16 protein-coding genes and 2 pseudogenes are annotated in these 22,387 nt (G+C 73.3%); 9 read left to right on the top strand and 9 right to left on the bottom strand.

Annotated elements, in window-relative coordinates:
• From JWR81_RS08780 to JWR81_RS08765, 4 genes and pseudogenes are all read left to right on the top strand, one after another.
• Positions 1 to 311 (top strand): annotated as a pseudogene (locus JWR81_RS08780) (disulfide bond formation protein DsbA); the annotation flags it as partial.
• A gap of 146 nt (positions 312 to 457) precedes the next feature.
• Positions 458 to 1,732, top strand: a complete 1,275-nt coding sequence (locus JWR81_RS08775; RefSeq protein WP_297649280.1) for a class I SAM-dependent methyltransferase — start codon at positions 458 to 460, stop codon at positions 1,730 to 1,732.
• 10 nt (positions 1,733 to 1,742) lie between these two features.
• Positions 1,743 to 2,411, top strand: coding sequence for a PIG-L deacetylase family protein (locus JWR81_RS08770; RefSeq protein WP_297649278.1), 669 nt, complete (start codon positions 1,743 to 1,745; stop codon positions 2,409 to 2,411).
• A gap of 16 nt (positions 2,412 to 2,427) precedes the next feature.
• Positions 2,428 to 3,453 carry an NAD(P)-dependent oxidoreductase gene (locus JWR81_RS08765; RefSeq protein WP_297649276.1) on the top strand — a complete coding sequence of 342 codons (1,026 nt, stop codon included), beginning with the start codon at positions 2,428 to 2,430 and terminating at the stop codon, positions 3,451 to 3,453.
• Between the two features lie 10 nt (positions 3,454 to 3,463).
• On the opposite strand, the gene JWR81_RS08760 is transcribed toward JWR81_RS08765, so the two are convergent.
• Both JWR81_RS08760 and JWR81_RS08755 read right to left on the bottom strand, forming a co-directional pair.
• Complete coding sequence (locus JWR81_RS08760) at positions 3,464 to 3,898, bottom strand: CBS domain-containing protein (RefSeq protein WP_297649274.1); 435 nt, start codon at positions 3,896 to 3,898, stop codon at positions 3,464 to 3,466.
• Between the two features lie 75 nt (positions 3,899 to 3,973).
• Positions 3,974 to 4,993 (bottom strand): hypothetical protein, encoded by a 1,020-nt coding sequence (locus JWR81_RS08755; protein ID WP_297649272.1) that lies wholly within the window; start codon positions 4,991 to 4,993, stop codon positions 3,974 to 3,976.
• Positions 4,994 to 5,081: 88 nt separating this feature from the next.
• Here JWR81_RS08755 and JWR81_RS08750 point away from each other — a divergent pair, with 88 nt between their 5' ends.
• The 3 genes and pseudogenes from JWR81_RS08750 to JWR81_RS08740 all read left to right on the top strand — a co-directional run bounded on the left by JWR81_RS08750 (position 5,082) and on the right by JWR81_RS08740 (position 9,027).
• On the top strand, positions 5,082 to 6,497 hold the full coding sequence (locus tag JWR81_RS08750) for an aldehyde dehydrogenase family protein (protein WP_297649270.1): 1,416 nt from the start codon (positions 5,082 to 5,084) through the stop codon (positions 6,495 to 6,497).
• A 631-nt stretch (positions 6,498 to 7,128) separates the two neighbouring features.
• A pseudogene (locus tag JWR81_RS08745) lies at positions 7,129 to 7,374 on the top strand (transglycosylase family protein); the annotation flags it as partial.
• Between the two features lie 138 nt (positions 7,375 to 7,512).
• Positions 7,513 to 9,027: a serine/threonine-protein kinase gene (locus JWR81_RS08740; RefSeq protein ID WP_297649268.1), complete on the top strand. Its 1,515-nt coding sequence runs from the start codon at positions 7,513 to 7,515 to the stop codon at positions 9,025 to 9,027.
• A 9-nt stretch (positions 9,028 to 9,036) separates the two neighbouring features.
• Here JWR81_RS08740 and JWR81_RS08735 read toward each other — a convergent pair whose 3' ends face one another.
• From JWR81_RS08735 to JWR81_RS08710, 6 genes are all read right to left on the bottom strand, one after another.
• On the bottom strand, positions 9,037 to 10,881 hold the full coding sequence (locus tag JWR81_RS08735; RefSeq protein ID WP_297649266.1) for a S9 family peptidase: 1,845 nt from the start codon (positions 10,879 to 10,881) through the stop codon (positions 9,037 to 9,039).
• Entirely contained in the window at positions 10,882 to 12,663 is a 1,782-nt protein-coding gene (locus tag JWR81_RS08730) for an N-acetylglutaminylglutamine amidotransferase (RefSeq protein WP_297649264.1), read from the bottom strand.
• Positions 12,664 to 12,806: 143 nt separating this feature from the next.
• The gene (locus JWR81_RS08725) at positions 12,807 to 15,383 is read right to left on the bottom strand and encodes a carboxylate--amine ligase/circularly permuted type 2 ATP-grasp protein (protein WP_297649262.1); all 2,577 of its coding nucleotides are present in this window, start codon (positions 15,381 to 15,383) and stop codon (positions 12,807 to 12,809) included.
• Between the two features lie 211 nt (positions 15,384 to 15,594).
• On the bottom strand, positions 15,595 to 15,735 hold the full coding sequence (locus JWR81_RS08720; RefSeq protein ID WP_297649260.1) for a hypothetical protein: 141 nt from the start codon (positions 15,733 to 15,735) through the stop codon (positions 15,595 to 15,597).
• A gap of 15 nt (positions 15,736 to 15,750) precedes the next feature.
• Positions 15,751 to 16,389: a TenA family protein gene (locus tag JWR81_RS08715; protein ID WP_297649258.1), complete on the bottom strand. Its 639-nt coding sequence runs from the start codon at positions 16,387 to 16,389 to the stop codon at positions 15,751 to 15,753.
• A 92-nt stretch (positions 16,390 to 16,481) separates the two neighbouring features.
• Positions 16,482 to 17,252, bottom strand: a complete 771-nt coding sequence (locus JWR81_RS08710; RefSeq protein ID WP_297649256.1) for an MBL fold metallo-hydrolase — start codon at positions 17,250 to 17,252, stop codon at positions 16,482 to 16,484.
• A 215-nt stretch (positions 17,253 to 17,467) separates the two neighbouring features.
• Here JWR81_RS08710 and JWR81_RS08705 point away from each other — a divergent pair, with 215 nt between their 5' ends.
• A complete protein-coding gene (locus JWR81_RS08705; RefSeq protein ID WP_297649254.1) occupies positions 17,468 to 19,042 on the top strand; it encodes an NAD(P)/FAD-dependent oxidoreductase in 1,575 nt (524 codons plus the stop codon).
• Positions 19,043 to 19,246: 204 nt separating this feature from the next.
• Here the strand turns inward: JWR81_RS08705 and JWR81_RS08700 are convergent, their stop codons facing one another.
• On the bottom strand, positions 19,247 to 21,106 hold the full coding sequence (locus JWR81_RS08700) for an ABC transporter ATP-binding protein (protein WP_297649282.1): 1,860 nt from the start codon (positions 21,104 to 21,106) through the stop codon (positions 19,247 to 19,249).
• Positions 21,107 to 21,254: 148 nt separating this feature from the next.
• On the opposite strand from JWR81_RS08700, the gene JWR81_RS08695 reads away from it, so the two are divergent.
• The coding region (locus tag JWR81_RS08695) for an amidohydrolase (protein ID WP_297649252.1) at positions 21,255 to 22,387 on the top strand (1,133 nt) is incomplete at its 3' end.

The following is a 22,387-nucleotide window of genomic DNA, read 5'->3' as shown; positions in this document are numbered from 1 at the left end:
ACTTCGACGTCGTGATCAAGGAGTCGCTGGCCGAGATCGGGCTCCCCGAGTCCCTGGCCGACGCCGCCACCAGCACCGACTACGACGAGGAGCTGAAGGCCAGCCACCACCGCGGCATGGACCCGGTAGGCATGGACGTCGGCACCCCGACCATCCACATCGACGGCGTGGCGTTCTTCGGCCCCGTGCTCACCCGGATCCCGAAGGGTGAGGACGCCGGCACCGTGTTCGACGGCAGCCGGCTGCTCGCGTCCTACCCGTACTTCTTCGAGCTGAAGCGCACCCGCACGGGGGACCTCGTCTTCGAGTGACGTCGGCGCGGTGAGACCTGGGCCTCGGACCGTCACATTCCGGGCCCGGCGAGCGAGTCACCGTACGAGCGTTGCCCCATCCGGGGCACGGACACGGCACGTGCCGTCGGATGGGGTCCTGCTCGCGCTCGGACGGGGGTACCGCGATGACGACCGAATCGGCCACCAGCGTCAGCGATGTGGCTGCTCGCCCAGGTCTCACCTGCCGGCTCTGCGGCTCGGGCGAGCTGCGGAGCTTCCTCGACCTCGGGGCCACGCCCCCGTGCGAGCTGTTCCTCACGGCCGAGGCCGCCGAGGCGCCCGAGACCACGTTCCCCCTGCACGTGCGCGTCTGCGACCGGTGCCTGCTCGCGCAGCTCCCGCCGCTGATCACGCCGGAGGAGACCTTCACCGAGTACGCCTACTTCTCGTCGTTCTCCACCTCGTGGGTGGAGCACGCGCGCAGGTTCGTCGCCGCTGCGCTGGACCGTGTCGGCCTGCCTACCGACGGCTTCGTCATCGAGGTCGCGAGCAACGACGGCTACCTGCTGCAGGACTTCGTTCGCCGGTGGATCCGCTGCCTGGGCATCGAACCGTCGGTCAACGTCGGCGAGGCGGCGCGGGAGAAGGGGGTGCCGACGCTCACGGTGTTCCTCACCCCGGAGACCGCCGCGGAGGTCCGGGCCTCGCACGGTCCCGCGGACCTCGTCGTGGCCAACAATGTCTACGCCCACATTCCCGACGTCGTCGGTTTCACGCAGGGCCTCAGGACGCTCGTGGCCGACGACGGCTGGGTGTCGATCGAGGTGCAGCACCTGCTGACGCTGGTGGAGCGCACAAAGTTCGACACCGTGTACCACGAGCATTTCCAGTACTACACGCTGCTCACCGGTATGCGGGCGCTCGCGTCCGGCGGCCTGACCCTCGTCGACGTCGAGCTGCTCGACACCCACGGCGGGTCGATCCGGATGTGGGCCCGGCCCTCGGAGATCGCGGGGGAGCCCTCGGCACGGGTGCGCGAGGTCCTGGCCGCCGAGGCCGCGGCCGGGCTGCACACCGCCGAGGGCCACGACGGCTTCGCCGAGGCGGTCTCGCGGGTGCGCGACGACCTGGTGGCGTTCCTCATCGAGGCGCGCCGGGCCGGGAAGAAGGTGGTGGGCTACGGGGCGCCGGGCAAGGGCAACACGCTACTGAACTACTGCGGCATCCGGCCCGACCTGCTCGCGTACACCGTCGACCGCAACCCCTACAAGCACGGCCGGTTCACCCCCGGCACGCGCATCCCGGTCCTCCCGCCCGAGCGCATCGCGCAGGACCGCCCCGACTACGTGCTGGTCCTGCCCTGGAACCTCCGCGACGAGCTGGTCGAGCAGCTGGCCCACGTCCGCGAGTGGGGCGGCAGGCTGGTCTTCCCCATCCCCGCCCTCGAGGTGGTCGAGTGAGGCCCGCACCGTGCTGAGCCTGCTGCCGGAACGGCTGGACCAGATCGTCGCGCTCGGTGCCCACTGCGACGACATCGCGATCGGGGCGGGCGGCTCGCTGCTGGAGCTGTGCCGCGCGTACCCCGGGGTGGAGGTGATCGCCCTGGTGCTCACCGGCGGCGGGTCGCTGCGCGAGGAGGAGGAGCAGACCGCGCTGGCGGCGTTCTGCCCGTGGGCGAAGCTGCAGGTCACGGTGCTCGACCTCCCGGACGGACGGGTGCCCACCCGGTGGGAGCGCGCCAAGAGCGCACTGCAGGAGCTGCGCTGCGCCACCGAGCCGGACCTGGTGCTGGCCCCGTCCCCCCACGATGCCCACCAGGACCACCGCGCACTCGCGACGCTCGTCCCCACGTCGTTCCGCGACCACCTCACGCTGGGCTACGAGATCCTCAAGTGGGAGGGCGACCTCGCCCAGCCCACGGTCTACCTGCCGATGGCCGAACCCGTCCTGCGGGAGAAGGTGGCCTTGCTGCACGAGCACTACGGGTCCCAGCGCGACCGCACCTGGTTCGACCCGGAGACGTTCGCCGGGCTCGCGCGGATCCGCGGTGTGCAGTGCCACGCCCGGTACGCCGAGGCCTTCCACCTGTCCAAACTGGTGCTCGGAGCGGCGCCGCTGACCGGGCCGGGCCCGGCGTGATCATCGAGGAGCTGTCGTGCGCGTTCTCCTGACCGGCCACCAGGGCTACCTGGGCACCGTCATGGCCCCGATCCTGGCAGCTGCCGGCCACGAGGTGAGGGGCCTGGACAGCGGCCTGTTCGCCGCGTGCGTCCTAGGCGACCTCGATACCCCGGACGTCCCCGGGATCGCGACCGACCTGCGCGACGTCAGGGTCGACCAGCTCCGCGGGTTCGACGCCGTGGTCCACATGGCCGCGCTGTCGAACGACCCGCTCGGGTCGCTGACCCCCGACATCACCTACGACATCAACCACCACGCGTCCACGCGGCTCGCGCGCCTGGCCAAGGAGGCGGGCGTCGGGCGCTTCGCCTACGCCTCCACGTGCTCGGTGTACGGGGCCCAGCCCGGGGACGACCTCGTCGACGAGGACGCCCCGCTCAGGCCCGTCACCCCGTACGCGATCTCGAAGGTCCGGGTCGAGGACGACCTCGCCGAGCTGGCCGCCGCCGACTTCGTGCCGTTCTCGCTGCGCAACGCCACCGCGTTCGGGTTCTCACCCCGTCTGCGCGCCGACATCGTGCTCAACAACCTCGTCGGCCGGGCGATCCTCACCGGGAAGGTCACGGTCCTGTCCGACGGCACCCCGTGGCGTCCGCTGGCCCACGCCGAGGACATCGCCGGCGCCGTGGTGGCCGGCCTCGCCGCGCCCGCCGAGGTCGTCCGCGCCCGCGCGTTCAACGTCGGCACCGAGAAGAACAACCGGACGGTGGCCGAGATCGCCCAAGCCGTGGTCGAGGCGGTGCCGGGGTCCACGCTGGAGATCACCGGTGAGGCCGGCAACGACCCCCGCTCCTACCGGGTCGACTTCTCCCGCGCCCGCAAGGAGCTGGACTTCGAGGCCGGGTGGACGATCGCCGACGGTGCCGACCAGCTGGCCCGCGAGTACCGGGCCCGTGGGCTCACGCAGGCCGCGTTCGACGACACCTTCACCCGGCTCGCCGTCCTGCGCCGTCGTCAGGCCGAGGGCAGCCTGGACGCGGCGATGCGCGTCATCGGCTGAGCCGGGCCGCTCAGGAGCGGGCGATCGCCACGTCGCGCAGCACGCCCGTCTCCATCTCCATCTCGTGCACCCGGTGCTTGACCAGGTCGCCGATGCTGACCAGGCCGACGAGCTCGCCGCGGTCGAGCACCGGCAGGTGGCGGTAGCGGCCCACCGTCATCTGCGCCATGATCTGGGCCACCGTCTCGTCCGGCCGGCAGGTGCGCACCTGCCGCGTCATCACCGCCCCCACCTCCATCGCCAGGAGCGCGGCGCCGTGGGTGCGCAGGGCCGTCACCACGTCGCGCTCGGAGACGATGCCGCGGATCGCGCCGCTCTCGTCGCGGACGAGCAGGGCACCGACGCGCTCCTCCCCGAGCCGGTCGACGACGTCGGCCACGGTCGTCCACGGCCGCACGGCATGCACCGTGGGTCCCTTGACAGCGAGAATGTCCGCAATCCTCATCGCATTCCCTTTCCCGTCGCCCGGTGTCTCGTCGAGGTTGATGATGCTCCAGTGGGCGAACCGCCGCCCCGGACGTCAGCCTGCTGTCGTACGAATGCTGTGGGAATGCGCGGATTCGTGCGCCCAACGGTCGTGCCGCGTGCGGGCGACGGCCAGCACCAGCACCACCACGGCACCGACGGTGAACACGGCGTTCCCGAACGTGTCGACGGCGGGTGCGACGGCCGTCAACGGCGACTCCGGGAAGGAGTGCCACGCATACGTCAGCAGTGCGGCGCCGGCGAGGGCGAGGGTGTGCAGCGGCGTCCAGGCGGCACGGGCGGCCCACCGGCGGACCGCGAGGGCGAGCCCGGCGTCCATCACCAGGACGATGGCGACGTAGGCCCAGCCGGACACGGCGTTGCCGGCAAGGAAGAAGACGGCCCCGGCCACCAGGCCGATGACGGCCACCACGGCCGGGTGCGGCGCCGTACCCGGCGCACCGTCACCGGCCCGTGGCAGCCGGAAGGCCAGCGCGACGAGCAGCGCGACGATCGCCACCACCGCCGCCATCTGCGCCGGACGCGGCGAGAACGGGTAGACCGCCAGGTCGACGTACGTGGTCGCCGCGATGCCGAGCACGAACAGCACGGCCGTCACGACCAGGCCCGGTGCCCGCAGCCACGGCGTAGTCCGCCGGCCGGGCACGAGGGCCTCCGCCACCACGATCGACGCGGTCGTGCTCCAGATCGCGTGCAGGCTCAGGACGAACAGCGTCCACGGCCCGGCGATGCCCAGCGCGGGGATGAACCCGTCGGCGAGCAGGTGGGCCCCCGCGTAGTCCGGGTTGAACAGCGACTGGGTGGTGATGCCCTCCTCGGCCAGCCCGTAGGCGATACCGAGGACCAGCATCGTCGGCACCCCTCGGCCGGCGCGGCGGGTCAGCTCGCGGATCAGCAGCGCCCCGCCGCCGTACAGCGGCGCGAGGGCCAGCAGTGCCGCGAGCATCGTGATCGGCAGGTTGCCGAGCAGGAACTCGGCCACCAGTGGGGCAAGCAGGAACAGACCGGCGGCAGGGGCGATCCTGTGCAGCGGGCCGGGCGTGGAAGTGGACATGCCACCACGGTCGCGCCGGACGCGCCCGCGGCCCCATGCGGAACGATCGGTCCCGCCCGTGACGGATGTCCTGTGTTGTGATGGGGGCATGGCCGCACCGACGCAGCATCGTCCTGGACACTGGATCGCCGGCACCGCCGTGAGCGGCGGAGGCGAGCACATCGACGTGGTGGACCCGGCCACCGGCCGGGTCGTCGCCGCCGTGCCCGCTGGCAGCGCCGCCGACGTCGACCGCGCCGTCACGGCCGCCCGGTCGGCGTTCGAGACCTGGTCCACCACCCCGGTCGTGGAGCGCGCGGCCGTGGTGAAGCGGATCTCCGAGGGGCTCAAGGCCCGGGGCGCCGAGATCGCCGCCGCCGTGACGTCGGAGATGGGCTCCCCGATCACGTTCTCCCGCTCGGTGCAGGCCGGGCTGCCCGTCTTCACCTCGGGCGGCGTGGCCGGGCTGGCCGAGTCGTTCCCGTGGACCGAGGAGATCGGCAACTCGCTGGTCGTCCGCGAGCCCGTCGGGGTGGTCGGGGCGATCACCCCCTGGAACTATCCGCTGCACCAGATCGTCGCGAAGATCGCGCCCGCGCTGCTCGCCGGCTGCACCGTGGTGCTCAAGCCGTCCGAGGTCGCCCCGCTCTCCGCCGGCATCCTCGCCGAGATCACCGCCGGGGCCGGGCTGCCCGCGGGCGCGTTCAACATCGTCTACGGCACCGGTCCCGTGGTCGGCGAGGCCATCGCCGGGCACCCGGACGTGGACATGGTGTCCTTCACCGGCTCGACGAACGCGGGCAAGCGCGTCTCCGTCGTGGCGTCCGAGACGGTCAAGCGCGTGGCGCTGGAGCTCGGCGGAAAGTCCGCCAACGTGATCCTCGACGACGCCGACCTCACCAAGGCCGTCAAGGTCGGGCTCGGCAACGCCTGGATCAACGGCGGCCAGACCTGCACCGCCTGGACCCGCATGCTCGTGCCCGCCTCCAGGCACGACGAGATCGTGGAGATGGTGGCCGCGGCCGCCGCGCGCTACACCGTGGGTGATCCCACGCAGGAGTCCACGCGGATCGGCCCGATGTCGTCGGTCACCCAGCAGGGCCGGGTCAACGGCTACATCGAGCGAGGGGCGGCCGACGGCGCCACCGTCGCGTTCAGCGGCGAGGCGGTGGACGGGCCCGGCGCCTACGTGAGGCCGACGATCTTCGCGAACGTCGAGCCGGACGCCGTCATCGCGCAGGAGGAGATCTTCGGCCCGGTGCTCTCGGTGATCCCCTACGCCGACGAGGAGCAGGCCGTGGCGATCGCCAACTCCACGATGTACGGCCTCGCGGGTGCGGTGTTCGGCGAGCCGGACCACGCGTTGGCGGTCGCCAAGCGGCTGCGCACCGGCCAGGTCGACGTCAACGGGGGAGCGTTCAACCCGATGGCGCCGTTCGGGGGCTACAAGCAGAGCGGCAACGGCCGTGAGCTGGGCCGGTTCGGCCTGGAGGAGTTCCTGGAGATCAAGTCGATCCAGCGGTGATCGGCGCGGGGTGGGCGGGGCCGTCCTGCGGGCAGCTGATCCGCGCACCTCGGCACGATCACCAACAGGTGCGAACGATGCGCGGAGTCGCTGACCTGCGGCGTTGCTGCCGGTTCGCCCGAATCGGGCTTGCCGTCCTGCGCGGCTTCCTAGCGTCCACCGGGTGGTTGCTCCGCGGTCGCTCGCTCCCGTGCTCGGCGCGGTCGGCGTGCTGGCCGTCGTGCTGCTGGTGGTGGGCGGCGTCCGGATCGCGGCGGCGGCCACAGTCGCCGGCTGCTATGTCACGGGCGCGTCGACGCGGGCGCAGAGCGGCGTCACCGGGGTGGTCGACGGCGGGCGGATCGGAGCAGCGCAGGGGACCTGCACGCCCGCGCCGGACAGCGGCGTGGCACAGGGGGCCGGTCAGGGTGCGGAGGAGGGTGTGGGGCGGGGCGGCCCCGACCGCACCGGAGCGTCCGGGCAGGACCTCGACGACGCCGGCCCGACGGCCGGGTTCCCACTCGACGCCGCCGACGGCGCTCCGGCTCCCGACCCGGAGCCGGCCCCCGATCCCACCCCGGCGCCCGCGCCCCAGACACCCGTTCCTGCCCCTGAGCCCGCCCCTCCCGCTCCTCCCGCCCCCGCCGCCGGGGTCTGGGACCAGCTCGCGCAGTGCGAGTCCAGCGGGAACTGGGCCATCAACACCGGCAACGGCTACTACGGTGGCCTGCAGTTCGACGACTCCACCTGGAAGGCCTACGGCGGCGGCGACTACGCCCCGCGCGCCCACCAGGCCAACCGTGAGCAGCAGATCGCGGTGGCAACGAAGGTCCGCGACGATCGCGGCGGTTATGGATCGTGGCCGGCGTGCGCGGCTAAGCTCGGCCTGCCCCGGTGACGGGCCCCCGCCTTCAGCAGGCTCACAGGGCCGGTCGCTACCCTCTCGGGTGATGAGCGTGCGTGCGGGCAGGTCATCGGCCGCGTCGCCGGTACCGGGTCCGCGCGGTGCGGTGCACGTGTGCAGCAAGGGAGGACGATGACCGCGCCCGAGGGCAACCCGATCCGGATCGGCAACAGGTACCGCGTCGACGAGCGGATCGGCGCCGGAGCCATGGGCGCGGTCTGGCGAGCCACCGACGAGCTGCTCAACCGCACGGTCGCGGTGAAGGAGCTGCTCGCGGTCACGCCGGGCACGAGCGCCGAGGCCATCGAGGAGTCGCGCCAGCGGATACTCCGCGAGGGCCGCATCGGCGCCCGCCTCCAGCACGCGCACGTGATCAGCATGTTCGACGTGGTGATCCACGAGGACCGGCCGTGGCTGGTCATGGAGTACCTGCCGTCCGACTCGCTCGCCACCGTCCTCAAGCTCAAGGGTCCGCTCGCGCCGCTCGAGGTGGCCGACATCGGCCGCCAGGTCGCCGACGGCCTCGCCGCCGCCCACCTCGCCGGCGTCGTCCACCGCGACGTCAAGCCCGGCAACGTGCTCATCGCCGAGGACGGGCGGGTCAAGCTCACCGACTTCGGCGTCTCCCGCGCCGTCGACGACGTGCAGCTCACCCGCACCGGCCTCATCGCCGGCACGCCCGCGTTCCTCTCCCCGGAGGTCGCGCAGGGCCGGGAGCCGCTGGCCGCGTCCGACGTCTTCGCGCTCGGCGCCACCCTGTACGCCGCGGTGGAGGGCGTTCCGCCGTTCGGGCTGGACGACAACGCCTACGCTCTGTTGCACAAGGTGGCCACCGCCGACCCGGAGCCGCCGCAGCAGGCGGGGCCGCTCACCGGCGTCATCATGCGGCTGCTCGCCACCGATCCCGACGTCCGGCCCTCCGCGTCCGAGGCACGGGACCTGCTGGCCTCCGTGGCGGCGGGCCGCGTCGTGGCGGGGCCCGTACCCACCCTCGCCGCGATGCCCACGGTCGCGAAGGCTCCGGCCACCGATCCCGGCCCCGTCACCGTCACGGACGCCCGGCCACCGGAGGCCCGCCCGGCGCGGCGCCGCATCCCGATCCTCATCGGTGCGGTGGTGGCGCTGCTCGTCGTCGGCGGCGGCATCGTGGCCGCGATGCTGATGAGCGGCAGGGGCTCCGGAGCGGCCGGCACGCCGCTGGTGGCTGCGCCCGTCACGACGTCGCAGGCCGCGCCCGCCACCACGGTGGCTCCCACGGTGGCTCCCACCACCGCGGCTCCCACCACCGCCACCGCGGCGGCGCCGACCACGACTCGGTCGCCCACCCCGGCCGCCGGTGTCAACGACCCCGTGGGCTTCGTGCGCTACTACTACTCGCTGCTGCCCGACAACGCGTCAACGGCGTTCGCCCTGCTCAGCCCGCAGGCGCAGGCCGAGTCGGGAGGCCAGCAGGGGTACAACAACTTCTACGCCGGCCTGCAGTCGGTGACGCTGGACAACGTCCAGCAGACCGGCGCCGACACCGTGACCGCCACCGTCCGGTTCACCACCGACGCCGGCCGGACCACCAACGAGGCCTACCAGTTCGTGATGGGCACGGCGGGCGACGGCAGCACGATCATGCAGTCGTTCAGCAGGCGGGCCTAGGAACGCGTCTCAGGCCGTCTGCTCGGCCGGCTCGGTGAGGCGGGCGCTGACCCAGCTCACCACCTCGCGCACGAACACCGCGCGGTTCTCGGTGCCGCGCACCTCGTGGCCCTCGTCGGGGAACAGCAGGTACCCCGGCGAGGCGCCGCGCTCGCGCAGCGCCTCCACGATCTGCTCGGCCTCCACCAGCGGCACATTGGTGTCGTTGCCGCCGTGCACCACCAGCAGCGGCGCGACGATCCGGTCGGCCTGGTGGATCGGCGAGAGCTCGCGCAGGAGCGTGGCGTCGGCGTGCGGGTCGCCGTACTTCGAGGTGGCGGCCTCCGCGATCCACGGCTCCGTGTGGGCGTAGAACGTGGCGAAGTCCGACATCCCGCACACGTCCACACCGACGGCGAACAGCTCCGGGAAGCGGGCGAGCGCCGCAAGCGTCAGGTAGCCGCCGTAGGAGCGCCCCGAGACGCCGATGCGGCCGGGGTCGGCGAGCCCGGACGAGGTGAGGAAGTCGACGGCCGCGCGGACGTCGGTGATGGCGACGAAACGCCGCTCGTGGTCGTCGGCGGAGGCGAACTCCCGGCCGTATCCGCCCGAACCCCGCACGTTGGGCGCGAACACGGCCACCCCCGCCGCCAGGAGTGCCTGGAACAGCGGCTGGTAGGTGGGCCGCTCCTGCGCCTCCGGGCCGCCGTGCAGCCACAGCATCGTCGGCAGAGCCCCGAGGCCGCCGCGCGGACGGAACAGCCACCCCGAAAGGCGCAGGCCGTCCTCGGCGCGGAAGTCGTGCAGCGTAGGCGCCACCAGCGCCTCGTCGTCGGCGGGCTCGGCCGGCAGCAGCGGCGTGTGGTCGGCGTAGCCGTCCAGCTCGATGCGGCCGATGCGCGGGGTGATGGTGGGTCCCTCGCCCGCGACGAGCAGCGCGCGGCCGTCACGGGTGAACGCGGCGCCCGTCACGACCTCGCCCAGCGGCTGCACCAACGGCTCGAGCAGGCCGGAGCGCAGGTCGAGCAGCTCGGTCTCGCTACGCCCGTCCACGTTCCACACGAGCGCGGCGCGGGCGCCCGCGGGGTCGAGGGCGACGATGTCGAGGTCGTCGTCGGGGCGTTCGGCGATCGTGAACACCGTGGACACCCCGGACATGCCGCGCAGGGTGACGGCGAGCAGCGCCGGCCGGTCGCGGCCTGCGTCGGTGTGGACGTAGAGCTGGCCGCCGGTGACGCCGAAGCGGGCGTCGGCCACGGTGGCCTCGGCGCCCGGGATCAGCTCGGTGCGCCGTCCGCTGCGCAGGTCGACGAGCTCCAGGCCACGCGCACCGCGGCGGCCCAGGCGGACCACTGCGCGCCTGCCGTCACCGCTCACGGCGCACACCCGCGCCGCGGGACCGGCGGCGAGCACCGTGGACGTGCCGTCGCGCAGGTCCAGCAGGCACGCCTGGCCGTCGCCCGCTCCCTCGGGGAACACGGTGACGCCGAGCAGGTGCCCGCTCGGGGACCACGCGCCGAGGGTGGCCGCCGCGGCCCCGGGCGCGAGGTTGCGTACGTCGGAGCCGTCGGGGGCGACGACACGGATGATGGTGCGCTCGCCGCCGCCGGGGGCGAGCTGCAGGGCGAGCCACAGCCCGTCCGGCGACCAGCTCAGCGCCTGCACGTCGGCGTCGTCGACCACGGGCTTCTCGGGCTCGACGACGGGTGAGCCGTCCTCCGGCAGGCGTGCGAGCCAGGCGCGGGGGCGGCCGTCGCGGTCGGAGATCCAGGCCAGCAGCGAGCCGTCCGGGGAGGGGACCGGATCGGTGTAGGCCGGCGCGAAGAGCTCGCCACTCCCCATGCGCGCGAGACGCCGTTCGGTGAAGTCCGCCACCTACACCCCCCTCTCCTGCAGCCACATCTCGAGAAGCGCTACCTGCCACAACGCGTTCGAGCCCAGGTTGGTGCGCTTCGTGTTCGGGTCGGCCAGCATCGCGTCCAGCCAGTCCCGTCGTACCAGGCCCCTGGCCTTGGCGGTCGGGTCGGTCACCGCGTCGCGCACCCGGTCGAGGAACGGGCCCTCCAGGTGGCGGATGGCCGGAACCGGGAAGTACCCCTTCGGCCGATCGATGATGCCGTCCGGGACCACCCCGCGCGCGGCCTCCTTGAGCACGCCCTTGCCGCCGTGCGCGAGCTTGAGCTCGGGCGGGCAGGCGGCGGCGAGTTCCACGAACTCATGGTCCAGGAACGGGACGCGCGCCTCCAGTCCCCAGGCCATAGTCATGTTGTCCACGCGCTTCACGGGGTCGTCCACGAGCATGACCGTGGAGTCGATCCGCAACGCGGCGTCCAACGTCTCGTCCACGCCGGGCATGGCGAAGTGCTCGGCGATGAACGCCCGGCTCGGGTCGTGGTCGAGCAGCCACTCGGGCTCGAGGATGGCCGCGAGGTCGGAGTGCGGGCGGTCGGTGAACACCTGCGCGTAGGCGTCGACGCCGCGGTCGCGGGGGACCTTCGCCAGCGGCGGGTACCAGTTGTAGCCGGCGAGCACCTCGTCGGCGCCCTGCCCGGACTGGACGACCGTCACCGACTTGGCGACCTCCTCGGACAGCAGGTGGAACGCCACGCAGTCGTGGCTGACCATCGGCTCGGCCATCGCGGCGATCGTGTCGTCGACGGCGGGCAGCATGCGCGCGGGATCGACGAGGACCTGCTGGTGATCGGTGGAGAAGTGCTCGGCCACGAGGTCGGAGTACTGGAACTCGTCGCCCGACTCGCCCGCGGTGGCGTGGAAGCCGACGCTGAACGTCTTGAGGCCGGTCTGACCCTCGGCGGCCAGCAGGGCCACCACCAGCGACGAGTCGAGCCCGCCCGAGAGCAGCACGCCCACGGGGACGTCGGCGACCATGCGCCGCCGCACCGCGACCCGCAGCGACTCGAGCGTGGCCTCGCGCCAGTCCTGGGCACTCATGCCGGCGTACTCGGCCTTGCGGACGTGCTGGGGCCGCCAGTAGACGTGCTCCTCGCTGCTGCCGTCCGGCTGGACGGTGCGGACGGTGGCCGGCGGCAGCTTGCGGATCCCGGACAGGATCGTGCGCGGGGCGGGGACCACCGAGTGGAACGTCATGTAGTGGTGCAGGGCCACCGGGTCGATCGAGGTGTCGACGCCGCCGCCCACCAGCAGCGCGGGCAGCGACGACGCGAACCGCAGCCGTCCCGGTCCTTCGGCGAGGTAGAGCGGCTTGATGCCGAGGCGGTCGCGGCCCAGCGTCAGCACGCCGGTGTCGCGCTCGGCGACGGCGAAGGCGAACATGCCGAGGAAGTGGTCGACGCAGTCGGCGCCCCAGCGGTGGAACGACTTGAGGATCACCTCGGTGTCGGAGTCGGAGAAGAACCGGTAGCCGTGGCCCTCCAGCTCGGCGCGCAGCTCGCGGTAGTTGTAGATGCAGCCGTTGAACACCGCGCTGAGCCCCAGCCCGGGGTCCACCATCGGCTGCGCGCCGCGCTCCGAGAGGTCGATGATCTTCAGGCGGCGGTGCCCCAGGGCGATCGGCCCGCTGGCGTGCACGCCGGAGCCGTCGGGGCCGCGGCGGTGCATCGCGGCGGTGATCCTCGCGACGGCCTCCGCGTCGGCGGTTCCTCCGTCGAAGCGGATCTCACCGGCGATACCGCACATGGGGCGACGTCCTCCCGATCGTGGTTCTGTCGATGCAGTGGACGATGCGACGGCCCGCCAGCGCAAGCCGCACGACGTTTCGAGCGTGTGACCTGGCCTGCAGCCCGAGGCGGATCGCGCGGCCGACCTTCACCGCAGCACCTTCACCGCAGCACCCACGTGTCCTTCGCCCCGCCTCCCCGCGACGAGTTGACGATCATGCTGCCGGGCGGCGCCATCCGGCTCAGGGCCGCGGGCAGCACCTCGACGTGCGGCTGCGGGCCGAGGCGCGACTGCAGCACGAACGCGCGCAGGTCCACCGCGCGCGGCTCCAGCTTCTCGCCGGAGAACGTGGGATGGGTCGAGAGGTGCACGAGGTCCTGCGCCACCCAGCCCGCCGGGTTGTCGCGGATGGCCTCGGCGACGTCGGCGAGCTCGTCGCGGTCGGCGTGCGGGCCGATGACGATGCCCTGGCCGCCGTAGCCGTCGACGGGCTTGAGGACGAGCTCGTCGAGGCGGTCGAACACCTCCTCGCGCCGGTCCGGGTCGACGCACGGGTAGGTGGGCACCTGGGCGAGCAGCACCTGCTCGCCCAGGTAGTACCCGATCATCTGCGGCACGTAGGCGTAGACGAGCTTGTCGTCGCCGACGCCGTTGCCCAGCGCGTTGAGCAGCGCCACCTTGCCGCGCGCCACCGCGTTGCACATCGCCCGGCCGATGAGGCGCTGGTCGGCACCCGTGGCGGTGAGCAGGGTGCGCTCGTCGAGGCGGCGGTAGAGGCCCGATAGCCGGCGCCGGCCGCCGATCTCAACCAGGTAGACACCGTCCTCGGCGACCTGCAGGTCCCGCGGCGTGACGAGCGGGATGCCCATCCGGTCGGCGAGCAGCTTGTGCTCGAAGTAGGCCGAGTCCATCGGCCCGGCGGTGAGCAGCGCGACCTCGTCGTGGCCGGGGTCGTCGTACTTCGTGGCCGACAGCAGCGCCGCCTTGAGCTGGCCCGGCACCGCCTCCAGCCCGACGACACCCGCGGGCGGCTCCAGGTCGGGCATGACGCTGCGGATCAGCCGCCTGCTGGTGATCGAGTAACCGATGCCGGACGGCACGCGCAGGTTGTCCTCGAGCACCACCCAGTGCTCGGCGCTGTCCCGGACCAGGTCGATGCCCGCCACTGCGATGCGCACGGCGTCGGAGGGGAAGAGCTTGCCCAGCCTGCTGTAGCCCGGTGCGTCGTCCACCACCGCCGCCGGCACCACGGCGTCGGCGACGATCGTCCGCTCGCCGTAGACGTCGCGGACGAACGCCTCCAGCGCCCGCACCCGCTGCGCGAGCCCGGCGGTGAGGCCGGCCCAGTCGTCCGCGGTGAGGATGCGGGGTACGAGGTCCAGCGGGAAGAGCCGGTCGGGCTCGCCGTCACCCACCCGGAAGGTGACGCCGCGGGCGCGCTGCTCGGCGTGCAGCGACTGCTCCGCGGCCACCATGCCTCGTTGCCCCATCCGGTCGAGCGCGCGGAACATGAACCCGTACTGCGCCTGCACGGTGCCGTCCGCGCTCACGGCCTCGTCGTAGGAGTCGGTGTGGTACGCGCCGAGCAGCTCGGAGGTGACGGGCTCGGCGGCGCGCGGCTCGAAGGCGGGGACCCGGCCCTGGGTGAGGGCGAGCAGCGAGTCGACCACGTCGTCGAGCTCGCCGCGGCGGCCGAACGCGCGCCGCTGGCCTGCCGCGGCACTGCCCCGGGCGAGGGTGGCCTTCGACAGCTCCAGCACCTGGTCCCAGTCGCCGACCTTCTCGAGCTGCGGACGCAGGTAGTCGACGAGCTGGCTGACCAGGATCGAGGGGGACACCAGGGTGGGGGGGTGGCGGGGGTCCGGGCTCAGGTCGACGAGGTCGCCCTCCAGCCCCGAGCGGGCCGCCCGCCAGCTCGCCGCGCGCAGCAGCTCGTGACGGGAGACGGGTAGCGGCAGCCCGGCTTCGAGGTCCTCACGGGCCTTGCCCACCAGCGCACGGAACAGCCCGGCGATGAACACCACGTCGTCCACCTGTGGGCAGGCGTCGCACACCCGCAGCTCGACGGTGGGCAGGTGGGCGCTGGGCCGGATGTCGAAGTAGACCATCCCGGGGTCACTGATCGTGCCGGACGCGATGAGCTCGGAGACCATCGCGTCGTAGTCGGCGGCGGTCTCGACGCTGCCGGGAGGGCCCGCGGTGGGCCAGCGCGACCACACCATGCTGCGGTAGCTGGCGTAGCCGCTGTCACGGCCACGCCAGTACGGCGAGCTGGCCGAGATGGCCAGCAGCGTCGGCAGGTAGGGGGCGACGCGGCGCACCACCTGCACCGCGATGTCGCGGTCGGGCACGTCGACGTGTACCTGGGCACCGCAGATGTGCTGCTCGCGCACCAGCAACTGGTACTCGTGCTGCATGCGCTCGTAGCGGGCGCCGGCGGAGATGTCGTCGCCGGAGAGGTCGGCCAGCGGCACGGTGCCCGCCGCCACCACGCCCAGCCCGAGTGGCTCGGCCACCCCCTCCAGCGTGGAGCGCAGCCGCTTCAGGTGGTGGCGCAGGTCGTCGAGGGTGGCGCAGACCGGCGTGTTCGTCTCGACGAGCGACCGCTGCAGCTCGGGGGCGAACTCCGCGCCGTCGAGCTGGGCCATCAACGCGTCCACCTGAGGTGCGGAGCGACGCGTCTGCAGGTCGACGACATGGAACTCCTCCTCGGCGCCGAGCATGGGGAGGTCGCTCATGGGGATGACGCTAGGTCGCGGTTGTTACGAACGGTTTGCCCCGAGGTCACCCGGCGTCGGCTCGTCACCCGGTCGAGAATGCCTCCTCGATCACGTTCCGTACACCGCTGAGGCCCGCGTTGCTCCGCCACGAAGCCACGTCGCCCGCCTCGCCGTGTCCGGGGACGACGACGCGCGGGACGAGCCCGAGCAGCGCCGTGAGGGTGCCGGGTCACTCGGCCACCACGGCCTCCTCGAGCGCCGGGGGTGCGCCCTGCTCCACCAGGTCCCCGGCGAACACCAGGCCCGCGTCGGGGACGCGGACGACGAGGTCGCGGTCGGTGTGGCCGCGGCCGAGGGCCCGCAGGTCCATCGTCCGCCCAGCAGATCAGGCGTCGTAGGCCGCATCGAAGAACGCGAGCTCCAGCTCGACGGCCCGCGTGAAGGCCTCCTGCACGCGGGCGCGGCCGGCGTCGTCGAGGCCCGCGGCGGTGCGGTCGAACTCGAGGCGCAGGAACGTGACCCAGTCGGTGAACGCCGGCCCGCGGTGCAGCTCGATCCACTCCCGCTGGACAGACTCCTCGGGGGCGCCGGCGCGTTCGGCCCAGTCGAGGTAGAGCCATTCCGCGACGAGTAGCACCGCGAGGCAGACGGCGTGGTCGCCGCCGCCCCGCGCGGCGTCCATGAGATCGAGGAACCCGCGGGTCGGCTCGAGCAGCTCGGGATCGGTGCGGTCGGCGAACGGCACGTCGAGGGCGTCGAGGGCACGGTCGAAGAAGTCGTTCTCAGGCCCGGCGACGAGCCCGAGCTGCCGCGCGTGGACGAGGCGCGCGGACGCGTTCGGAGCGGTCGCCACCGCTGCGCCCATCAGGGCGACGAACGCGTCGACGAACTGGTGGTCCTGCACGAGGTAGGTCCGCAGCACCGCGGGATCCACCTCGCCGCGCCCGATCTCGCCGACGAACCGGTGCTCGACGGCGGCCCTCCAGGTGGTGGCGGTGAGGTCACGGAGCTCGGCACTGAACACGGCGACGGACGCTACGCGGCACGGGCCGACCGTGCCGACCCGCGCGCCGGATCGTGTCGACTCGCGGGCCGGGGCGTATCGAGCTGCGGACGTCAGGGCCAGGGGACGTCCGGGTAGGGGGAGCGGGCCGCCGCCTCCGCTGCCTCCAGGTCCCCGCGCGCGACGGCGGCGTGCAGCTCCGCCACCTCGGTGAGCCGGTCGCGCTGCTCCGCCACGAACGCCCGGTCCACCGGGTCGCCGTGCCCGGGGACGACGACGCGGGGGCCGAGCCCGAGCAGCGCCGTGAGGGTGCCGGGCCACTCGGCGACCACCGCGTCCTCGAACGCCGGGGGTGCGCCCTGCTCCACCAGGTCCCCGGCGAACACCATGCCCGCGTCGGGCACGTGGGCGACGAGGTCGTGGTCGGTGTGACCGCGGCCGAGGTGCCGCAGGTCCACCACCCGCCCGCCCAGGTCGAGCTCTGCCGGGGCGGGCGAGTCGGGGAGCGGTGGGTCCGTCGTGGCCAGGGAGTCGGCGGTCAGGTCGTCGCCGCGGGAGCGGTAGTGGGCGACCCACTCCGAGCGCTGCGCGTCGGCGGTCGCGGCGAGGACCTCGCGGCAGACGGGCAGCGCGTGCACCGGTGCGGGCAGGAACGCCGCGGTGCCGAAGCAGTGGTCGAAGTGCGCGTGCGTGATCGCGACGACCAACGGTAACGCCGTTGTCTCCCGGACGGCGGCGGCAAGCTCGACACCCTGCCGCGCGTCGCCCCGCGTGTCGACGACGAGCGCGCGGTCCGCGCCGATCACCAGGCCGACCGTGAGGTCGAGCTCCGCGTACCGGCGTGCCAGGACGCCGTCACCGACCTCCACCCAGCGCCCGTCCACGTGGCCCATCCTCCGCGCCGGTCGGGCGCCCCCGCGCGGAGGATCCGTGAACGCACAGCCGTGCAGAAACGACAGGACGTCGATCACGACCACCACCGCGCACTCCGCCGCAGGCAACGCCTACGCCCCTCGGCGTCCCACTCCAGGCGCACGCCTCGCGCTGCCGGTGCTCGCCGCGGGGCCGTGATCACCGCGCGGCGGTAGCGTCCGGCGGCATGACGGTGCAGGAGTCGATGGGCCGGGTCGGGCTGCCGATGCCGGTGGCCGAGATGGCTGCCCGGCGCTGGGACGTCGTGGTGGTCGGCGGCGGGCACAACGGGCTGACGACGGCGGCCTACCTCGCCCGCGCCGGCCGGTCGGTGCTGGTCCTGGAGGCGCGGGAGCAGCTCGGCGGGGCGGCCACGCTGCAGGAGCCGTTCCCCGGCTACCTGATCAGCCCGTGCGCGTACGTGGTCGGGCTGCTGCACCCGCTCGTGGTGTCGGAGCTGGACCTGAAGCGCCACGGCTTCGACGTCGTCCTGCTCGACCCGAGCCTGTGGTGCCCGTTCGAGGACGGCACGTCGGTGGCGTCGTGGGCCGACCCTGACCGCGCGGCCGCCGAGATCGCCGCGATCTCCCCGTCCGACGTCGACGGGTACCTCGCCTACGAGGCCCTGTTCGAGCGGCTACGCCGGGTGCTGCGCACCGGCCCGCGCGACACGTGGGTGGGCGCGAGCCCCGACCGCGCCGAGCTCGCCGAGCTGTTCGCCGGGGACCCCGAGGCCCTGGAGGTGCTGTTGCACCGCTCGATCGCCGACGTCGTCGAGGAGCACGTCCGCGACGAGCGGCTGCGCGCCCTGCTGCACGGGCAGGGCGTGATCGGCACCTGGGCGGGCCCGCGGGACCCGGGCACCGCCGCCGTCCACGCGATGCACAGCATGGGCACGCTCGCCGACGGCCGTTGGGGCTACGTCCGCGGCGGCACGGGGCGCGTGTCGTTCGCGCTGGCCGACGCCGCGATCGAGCACGGCGCGGTGCTGGCGAGCGGTGTGGCGGTCGCGTCGATCGAGCCGGGGGAGGGCGTACGGCTGGCCGGGGGCGAGCTGATCCGCGCCGCCACCGTCGTCTCCAACGCCGACCCGAAGCGCACCACCGCGCTGTGCACCGAGGCGCCGGACGCGTGGCGTGCCCGTGTGGACGGCTGGAAGTCCTCCAGCCCCGTCGTCAAGATCAACTGTGCGCTGTCGCGGCTGCCGACGTTCCCGGCCGCGCCGCAGCCGGATCTGCCCCACCGCGCGATGGTCACCATCACCACCGGCATCGACGCCACCCAGGCCGCCTTCGAGCGGGCGTGCGCGGGGGAGCCGTCGCCGTCGTGGGCCGAGGTGTACTTCCCGTCCTTCTACGATCCGTCCGTCGCGCCCGACGGCGGTCACGTCATGAGCGTCTTCGCTCAGTACGTGCCCTACTCGCCGGCCGAGGGCACGTGGGAGACGCGGCGCGAGGAGATCGGCGACGCCGCACTCGCCGAGGTGGCCCGCTTCGCCCCCGACGTCGTCGACTGCATCGTCGCGCGCGAGGTGCTCGGCCCGCCCGACGTCGAGGCCCGCATCGGGCTGACCGGCGGCCACATCTTCCAGGGCGACTGCCTGCCCGACCAGATGTGGGACCGTCGCTTCGCCCCGCGAACGGACGTGCCCGGTCTCTACCTCTGCGGTGCGGCCACGCACCCGGGCGGCAGCGTGATCGGCGTGAACGGGCGGAACGCGGCGATGGCGGTGCTCGCGGACGATCCGGAAGATCGACGCTGACGGCCGATGTGGACGCTGCTCCGTCCAATCCAGAATCGGCCGATGACGCCGCGCCGTGCACGGCTGCTCCCCCCGCTGACGATCATCGCGGTCGCGGTCGCGGTCGCGCTCGTGGCCGCGGTGGCCGCGGTGCCCTGATCCGCGGCCGGCTCCCGGCCGATCGCGTGGCACACCAGCAGCTCCGTGCGGACGCGGGCGGGGCGCTCAGCCGACCGGCACGGTCTGCGGCTCGCCGGGCTGGTCGAACTGGGTGTGGTGCAGCTCCGCGTAGCGGCCCTCGCGCTGCATGAGCTCGGAGTGCGTGCCCCGCTCGATGACCCGGCCGTCCTCCAGCACGAGGATGAGGTCGGCCGCCCGGATGGTGGACAGCCGGTGGGCGATCACGATGGCGGTGCGCCCCGCCAACGCCTCTCCGAGGGCCTCCTGCACCGCGGCCTCCGATGTGGAGTCGAGGTGGGCGGTGGCCTCGTCGAGCACCACCACGCGCGGCTTCGCGATCAGCAACCGCGCGATCGTCAGCCGCTGGCGCTCGCCGCCCGAGAGCCGATAGCCGCGCTCGCCGACCACGGTCTCCAGCCCGTCGGGCAGCGAGGCGACGAGGTCGGCGAGCCGGGCGCGGTGCAGCGCGTCCCACAGCTCCTCCTCCGACGCCTCCGGGCGGGCCAGCAGCAGGTTGGAGCGCAGCGACTCGTGGAACAGGTGCCCGTCCTGGGTGACGAGGCCGAGCGCGCCGCGGATGCTGTCGAACGACAGCTCGCGGACGTCGACGCCGCCCAGGCGCACCGCGCCCGCGTCGACGTCGTAGAGGCGGGGGAGCAGCTGCGCGATGGTGGACTTGCCCGCCCCGGACGAGCCGACCAGCGCGATCAACTGCCCCGGCTCGGCGCGCAGCGAGACGTCGTGGAGCACCTCCTCGCCGCCGCGGGCGTCGAGCTGGGCCACCTCCTCCAGCGAGGCCAGCGACACCTTGTCGGCGGACGGGTAGGAGAAGTGGACGCCGTCGAGCTCCACCGACAGCGGCCCGTCCGGCAGCTGCGTGGGCTCGGCGGGCTCGGCGATCAGCGGCGGCAGGTCGAGCACCTCGAACACGCGCTCGAAGCTGACCAGTGCGCTCATGACCTCCAGCCGAGCACTGGCCAGCGACGTCAGCGGCGCGTAGAGGCGCGTGAGCAGCAGCGACAGCGACACCACGTCGCCGGCGTTCAGCCCGCCGTTGAGCGACAGGTAGCCGCCCAGGCCGTAGACGAGCGCGAGCGCGAGCGCGGAGACGAGCGTGAGAGCCGAGACGAACACCCACTGCACCATCGCGGTGCGCACACCGATGTCGCGGACGCGGGCGGCGCGGGTGACGAACTCGGTGGTCTCCTCGGACGGGCGCCCGAACAGCTTGACGAGCGTGGCACCGGGCGCCGAGAAGCGCTCGGTCATCTGGTTGCCCATGGCGGCGTTGTGGTCGGCGCTCTCGCGCTGCAGCGCCGCGAGCCGGCGCCCGACCCGCCGCGCGGGCAGGACGAAGATCGGCAGCAGCACGAGCGCGAGCACCGTGACCTGCCACGAGAGGCTCAGCATCACCACGAGCGTGAGCACGAGCGTGACGACGTTGCCGACCACGCCCGAGAGCGTGTCGCTGAACGCGCGCTGCGCGCCGATGACGTCGTTGTTGAGCCTGCTGACCAGCGCACCCGTACGGGTGCGGGTGAAGAACGCGACGGGCTGGCGCTGCACGTGGTCGAACACCGCGGCCCGCAGGTCGAGGATCAGCCCCTCGCCGAGGTTGGACGACAGCCAGCGCTGCACGATGCCCGCGAGGTTCTCGGCGATCGCGATCACCGCGATGAGCACGGCCAGCCCGACGACCGTGCTCACCGGCCCACCGGCGACGATCGCGTCGACCACCCGGCCCGCCAGCACCGGCGTGGCCACGGCCAGCACCGCGCCCACCACGCTGAGCAGCACGAACGCGGCGATCCGGCGGCGGTGCGGCCGCGCGAACGCCGCGATGCGGCGCAGCGTGGCGCGCGAGAAGGCGCGCTTCTCCGGGGTGCCGTGGCCGGCCCGGTACATCGCGTGCCAGGCGACACTCTCCATGCTCATGACGGGAACTCCCTCGCGTGTGCGCCCAGTGTGGGGGTGGCTCCCGACAGTCCGAGCATCGCGGACGGTAGGAGCTGAAGGCGGGTCGAGGTCAACCCGGGAGCGCTACGGTCGTCGGGTGACCACGTCCGCGCTCGCCGACCTCTACCGCGACCTGCACCGTCACCCCGAGCTGTCGTTCGAGGAGACGCGCACCGCAGGCGTCGTCGCCGACCGGCTGCGCGCCCTCGGCGTGGAGACCACGACCGGTGTCGGCGGCACCGGCGTGGTGGGCGTCGTGCGGAACGCGGAGGGTCCGACGGTGCTGCTGCGCGCCGACATGGACGCGCTGCCGGTGCTGGAGCACACCGGGCTGGACTACGCGAGCACGGCGTGGGGCGTCGACCGCGACGGGAACGAGGTCCCGGTGGCCCACGCCTGCGGCCACGACGTGCACGTGGCGTGCCTGCTCGGGGCCGTGGAGGCGCTCGTGGTGCAGCGGGAGACCTGGGCCGGCACGGTGCTCGCGGTGTTCCAGCCTGCCGAGGAGGTCGGCGGCGGCGCGCAGGCGATGCTCGACGACGGCCTGTTCGACCGTTTCGGGTGGCCCGACGTGGTGCTCGGCCAGCATGTCGCACCGCTGGCCGCAGGCTTCCTCGCGCTGCGGCCGGGGCCGGCGTTCGCGGCATCGGACACCATGCGCATCACGCTGTACGGAGCCGGCGGACACGGCTCCCGCCCCGAGACCACCGTGGACCCGATCGTCATGGCCGCCGCCACCGTCATGCGACTGCAGACGATCGTGGCCCGCGAGGTCGGCAACGGGGAGATGGTGGTGCTGTCGGTGGGCACGCTGCACGCGGGCACCAAGGAGAACATCATCCCGGACCACGCCGAGCTGGGGCTGACCATCCGTACCTTCGATCCGGCCGTGCGCGCACGGACCATCGCCGCCGTCGAGCGGATCGTGCGGGCCGAGGCCGCCGCGTCCGGGGCCCCCCGCGGCCCCGACATCCGGGTGCTGGACAGCTTCCCGATGCTGGTCAACGAGGAGCAGGCGGCCGCCCGCACCGCCGCCGCGCTCGGCGCCGTCGGGCCGGTGGTGGACCCCGGCCTGGTCACCGGCAGCGAGGACGTCGGGCTGTTCGCCACCGCGGCCGGCGTACCGTGCGTCTACTGGCTGCTCGGGGGCGCCGATCCCGCGGCGTTCGCGGGCGCCACCACCCGCGACGAGCTCGTGGCGGTGGTGGCGACCCTGCCGTCCAACCACTC

Source organism: Pseudonocardia sp., from assembly GCF_025965585.1.
Lineage (GTDB): Bacteria > Actinomycetota > Actinomycetes > Mycobacteriales > Pseudonocardiaceae > Pseudonocardia.
Note: the sequence above shows the minus strand (reverse complement) of the source record. Positions and strands in the feature narration are given on the sequence as shown.